Here is a 4,955-nt window from a genome sequence, read left to right on the forward strand (position 1 = left end):
GTCCCGGAGCGTCGAAGAGACGGCGCTGACCTTGCCCCGCCACTCCCGTCCGGGAAGGCCGTCGAACGTCGCGGTCAGCTCCTGGCCGGGCGCGATCTTCGGAAGATCGGGCTCGTCGACCCGCGCCCGGACCCGGCGGCGGGCGGGGTCGGCGACCGCGGCCACGACCTGTCCCGCCTCGACGCGTTCCCCCGTCTTCCGCGGCAGGCCGTAGACGACCCCCGCCGACGGCGCCGTGACGACGAGCCGGGCGACCCGCGCTTCGAGGTCCGCGGCGGAACGGCGGGCGAGCGCGAGGCGCGAACCCGGCCGGTCGGGAGCGAGAGCCTCGAGCCGGGCGCGCGCGGAAGCCAGCCGCGACCGGGCCTCCGCGGCGGCCGCCGAATCGGCGTCGCGGGCTTCCGCCGTGATCGCCCCCGATCGAAGCAGGCGCTCGTCGGATTCCACGGCCCGCGCGCGGCGCGTCGCTTCGACGTCGAGGGAAGGAATCTCCGCGGCGGCCGACGCGCGCTCGACATCGAGAGCCTCGGCTTCCCCGCTCGCTTCCCGCGCCTGCCGTTCGAGATCGGGCGCCGAAAGCCGGACGAGCACCTCTCCCGCGGTGACGCGGGCGCCGTCCCGGACGAGAATCTGGTCGACCGACGCCGCTTCCGGCGCCCGGCGCTCGCCGCCCGGCTCCGGCTCGAGCGTCCCGTCGCACAGGACCGGGATCGTGATGTCGTGTCGCCGTGCGACCGCCACTCCGGCGAGCGTCCCCTTTCGACACGCCGGCCCGGCCAGGAAAGCGAGGCCCAGGAGGGAGATCGCTTTCGGAACGCGTCCGAATGCGGACGGACGCGAGCGGAACGCCCCGGCGCGCCGCCGGCGGAAGAAACGGGGAGGTCGCGCCGGGAAGGCGCGCTGTCGCTCTTCGATCCCCCGATTCTATCGGCTTGCCGCCGAGACGGCGGCGCCCAAACCGATCGCCGCCGGCCGCCGTACAAAGGTACGGAACGCCGTGTGCATAAGGGTGGGAGCGGTGCGATGGAAGACGGGGACGAGAAGGAGCAGACCGGCGACGTCAAACCCTTCCGGTCCCGGTGGGTCCCGGTGGCGATCACGGTCCTGGCGGTCGCCTCCGTAGCCGCCGAGATCTGGGGGGTCGTTCGCGGTCTGTCGCTGATCATCGCCCGCTGAGGGCGCCGATCCGCCGCGGAGCCTTCTCCCCTTCCGAACCGCCGATCTCTCACGGAGTGAGGATCGAGTTCCCCCCGCGCTCCCGGGTGAAGGCGGGCCGCCGGATCGCCCGGGCGCGCTATTCTTCGAAACGCCATGTCCCGCGAGCCGGATTCGATCGGCATCCTCCTCTCCCTCTACGACCGGGCCTACGACCGGCGGTCATGGCACGGCCCGAACCTGCGCGGCTCGCTGAGAGGGCTTTCCGCGCGCGAGGCCGCGTGGCGGCCGGGACCGGAGCGGCACAACGTCTGGGAGATCGCGGTCCATGCCGCGTACTGGAAATACGTCGTGCTCCGCGCGTTGACGGGGGGAAAACGCGGCGCGTTCGGCCGCAAGGGATCGAACTGGTTCCGGCTGCCCTCGGATTCCTCGGAGGGAGCCTGGAAGGCGGACCTCGCGCTCCTCGACGCCACCCACCGGGCGCTGCGCGAGGCGATCCGAAAAGTCGATCCCGGAACGCTCGACCGCCCGCTCCCCGGAAAGAAGACCACTCGCGGCGAGCTCATCTCGGGAGCGGCCGCGCACGACCTGTACCACGCCGGGCAGATTCAGCTGATCAAACGCATGGCGCCGCGCGAGCACGGCGCCGGGAGGAGACGATGAACCGGAACTACGTGCTCTTCAACCTGAAGGAAGCGGAATCCGCGCTCGCCGCGACGATCCGGCGGCTCGAGACGGAGAACGAATTCGACGAGGAGTCCCTGCTTCGCTCGATGATGCATATCTACCTCCACGTCAACACCGCGTGGAACGCGCGGCACGCGACCGCGGAAGAAGCCCGGGAGTGCTCCCCGACGAACTTCCGGGAGTGGCATCACTTCCCGAACGACATCGCGATGGCGACGAAGTAGACGGTCCCGAGTCGCGAGTCGGCGAGTCGCGGGTCAGGAGTCACAAGTCCCGTGTCGCGGGTCGCGGGTCAGCGCCTGAAGGGCGCTGGCCGAGACCCCGCCCAACTCACGACTCTTCGACTTGCCACTACGCCTTCGGATGGGATTTCCGGTAGACCTCCATCAACCTCGCCGCGTCGACGTGCGTGTACTTCTGGGTCGTCGACAGGGACGCGTGGCCGAGGAGCTCCTGGATCGATCGCAGATCGGCGCCCGCCGAGAGGAGATGGGTCGCGAACGTGTGCCGCAGCGCGTGCGGAGAGATCCGGTCCGGCAGGCCGGCCTCCCGGAGACGGCGCTTCAGGATCCGGGCGACGGAGCGCGTCGTCAGGCGTCCGCCGCGGTGATTGACGAAGAGCGGCTCGGCGTCGGCCCCGACGTCCCCTCGCGTTTCCGCGGCCGCGCGGAGCGCCGCGCGGGTCGGGAGATACGCGCGGAGCGCCTCGGCCGCCGGCTCCCCGTAGGGAACGATCCGTTCCTTCCCTCCCTTTCCGAGAACGCGCGCGAGCCGCTGGCCCGCATCGAGATCGTCGAGGCCGAGCCCGGCGAGCTCCGAAACGCGGAGCCCCGTGGCATAGAGCATCTCGAACATCGCCCGATCGCGCTCCGGGAAAGGATCGCCTTCCCCCTCGGCGCCGAGGAGTCGTTCCGTGTCGGAAAACGTGAGCGCGCGGGGAAGACTCTTCGGCTGGCGCGGCATCGGAACGGACGCCGCCGGATTCGTCGCGCACCAGCCGGATCGGCAGGCCCACTGGAAGAGGGACCGGATCGCCGAGAGATGCCGGGCGAGCGACCGGCTCGAGAGCTTCGCGCGATGGAGCGCCGCGACGTGCGCCCGAACCGCGAGCGTGTCGACTCGCTGGATCGGCGTCTTCGCCGCGGGAACGTTGGCGAACTCGTTTTCCCAGAAGTCGCGGAACCGCGCGAGGTCGGCCGTGTACGCCCGCACCGTCTGGGGGGAGAAGTTCCGCTCGAGCGCGATCGCGCGCAGGAACTCCGTGATCGCGGCCGAGAGGGTGCGGGACATCCTTCTTTCCAAAGTACACCTTTCGTCAATCGAATGGCGGACGCCGGCGGACCCGTGCTACCCTCCCTTCGTCCTCAGCGCCCCTCCCGCGGCGCCCTTCATCCCTCCGGGAAGGATGGATGATGAAAACGCCCGCGCTCCTCTCGATCCTCTCGTTCGGCTTCGCTTTCGGGGCTCCGGCCGCCGGCGCGACGCTCTCGATCGAACCCGATCCCTATGTTTCCTCGGATCACGTGACGATCTGCCGGGTCGTCGCGCGGAACGACTCCGCCCATACGCTCGACGGCCGCTCGATCGGCTTCGAGGCGCAGGCGTTCGAAAACGGCGTCCTGGTGATGCGGGAGAAAGGGCGATTCTCCGGCGCGATCGCTCCGGGGGAGACGGCGGAGACGCGCATCGGTTTCAACGGCGTCTTCACCGACGTCCGGATCGAGCCCGCCGCGGCGAAGGACGCCCGCGGCGGCCGGCGGAAAGGATCGGGGCGGGCTAAGAAGAGCTCGCGAGCATCCGCCCGGGCGAAGCGGAGGAAATGAGGCCGGCGGGAGGGGGCGGGGCGGAGAGCCGGTGGAACGACGTTGCGCCGCATCCGCGCATCCCGACCGCGGCATAGAATCGGCCCGGAGGTGCACTCCATGAGGACCATCGCCCGGACGTTCGTCGCTCTCGCCCCGCTCGCGTTCCTCGCCGCCTGCTCGGGATCGAAATCCTCGTCGCCGGCAACCACGACGCCGCACGCGGGACCCACCGCCGTCGCGACGATCGAGGGTCGAAGCGGCAGCAGCCTCACCGGGACGGCGACGTTCGTCCAGAACGGCGACGCCGTCCACGTCTCGGTCGACGTGTCGAAGGCGCCGCAGGGAGTCCACGCCGTCCACCTCCACGAGAAGGGCGACTGCTCGGCGCCCGACGCCACCTCGGCGGGAGGACACTTCAACCCGATGCACATGGAGCACGGCTCCCCCGACGCCCCCGTCCACCACGCCGGCGATTTCGGCAACATCCTCGTCGGGGAAGACGGCCACGGGCACCTCGAGCTCGACACGGCGATGCTGACCGTGCTTCCCGGCGATCGCTCGGTCGCGGGGCGCGCCGTCGTCGTCCACGCCAAGGAAGACGACATGCACACCCAGCCGACGGGCAACGCGGGCGGCCGGATCGGCTGCGGGGTCGTGGCGGAAAAGACGGCGGCTTCCCTGAAGTAAAGGAACCTCGCGGAGGCGCCGCCCGCCGGCGCCGGCGTGCTATCGTCTTTTCGAATGCGCCGTTCGATCGGTTTGATCGCGCTCCTCTCGGTTCTCGCGGCGTCCGAAGTCCGCCTGCCCGCCGCGCGCGCGTCTTCGATGCCGTGCTGCCGGGGCGGGGCCGCCATGGCGTGCTGCCTTCCCGGGCCCGGCTGCGCCGTCCGGAGCTGCCCGGCGGAAGATCGCGTCGCGGCGGCTCTCCCGGGCCTTCCGCCGGCGCTGATCGAAACCGCCTCGGCCGATGGCGCTGGCCTTCCCCCGTCGGAATTCGTTCGTCCGTCCGCGGGCTCGCCCCGAGCCCGGGTTTCCCCTCCCCCCCGCCGGCCGCCCCGCGCCTGAGGCGCCGCCGCCGCGGACCTTCGCGTCCGAAAACGACGAACCCGGATCCGAGGAGTGACTCGATGAAGTCTCGCGTTCCCGTTCTCCTTCTTCTCGCCGCCGCGCTGGCCTTCCCCCGCGAAGGGCGGGCGAGCTGCGGCTCCGCGACCTGTCCGATCGATCCGCAATCGCTGAACCTCCCCTACCCGGGCCAATGGACGCTCGACCTCTCCTTCCAGTACATCGACCAGGACCGGCTCT

General features: G+C 70.9%; 7 protein-coding genes. 5 read left to right on the plus strand and 2 right to left on the minus strand.

What is annotated here, in order from left to right:
• Positions 1–741, minus strand: a 741-nt coding sequence (locus VFS34_05930) for an efflux RND transporter periplasmic adaptor subunit (GenBank protein ID HET9793983.1), incomplete at its 3' end; no start/stop codon positions are given.
• Between the two features lie 282 nt (positions 742–1,023).
• Between VFS34_05930 and VFS34_05935 the strand changes: the two genes are divergently transcribed.
• The 3 genes from VFS34_05935 to VFS34_05945 all read left to right on the plus strand — a co-directional run bounded on the left by VFS34_05935 (position 1,024) and on the right by VFS34_05945 (position 2,069).
• Positions 1,024–1,176 (plus strand): hypothetical protein, encoded by a 153-nt coding sequence (locus VFS34_05935; protein HET9793984.1) that lies wholly within the window; start codon positions 1,024–1,026, stop codon positions 1,174–1,176.
• A gap of 135 nt (positions 1,177–1,311) precedes the next feature.
• Positions 1,312–1,821, plus strand: coding sequence for a DinB family protein (locus VFS34_05940; protein HET9793985.1), 510 nt, complete (start codon positions 1,312–1,314; stop codon positions 1,819–1,821).
• On the plus strand, positions 1,818–2,069 hold the full coding sequence (locus VFS34_05945; GenBank protein ID HET9793986.1) for a hypothetical protein: 252 nt from the start codon (positions 1,818–1,820) through the stop codon (positions 2,067–2,069). Before VFS34_05940 ends, VFS34_05945 begins: the two co-directional genes overlap by 4 nt.
• 127 nt (positions 2,070–2,196) lie before the next feature.
• Here VFS34_05945 and xerC read toward each other — a convergent pair whose 3' ends face one another.
• Positions 2,197–3,135 carry a tyrosine recombinase XerC gene (gene xerC, locus VFS34_05950; protein HET9793987.1) on the minus strand — a complete coding sequence of 313 codons (939 nt, stop codon included), beginning with the start codon at positions 3,133–3,135 and terminating at the stop codon, positions 2,197–2,199.
• A gap of 122 nt (positions 3,136–3,257) precedes the next feature.
• Between xerC and VFS34_05955 the strand changes: the two genes are divergently transcribed.
• Both VFS34_05955 and VFS34_05960 read left to right on the plus strand, forming a co-directional pair.
• Positions 3,258–3,668: a hypothetical protein gene (locus VFS34_05955; protein HET9793988.1), complete on the plus strand. Its 411-nt coding sequence runs from the start codon at positions 3,258–3,260 to the stop codon at positions 3,666–3,668.
• Positions 3,669–3,767: 99 nt separating this feature from the next.
• Entirely contained in the window at positions 3,768–4,337 is a 570-nt protein-coding gene (locus VFS34_05960; GenBank protein HET9793989.1) for a superoxide dismutase family protein, read from the plus strand.
• The last annotated feature ends 618 nt before the right edge of the window (positions 4,338–4,955 follow it).

Source organism: Thermoanaerobaculia bacterium (assembly GCA_035717485.1).
Classification (GTDB): domain Bacteria; phylum Acidobacteriota; class Thermoanaerobaculia; order UBA5066; family DATFVB01; genus DATFVB01.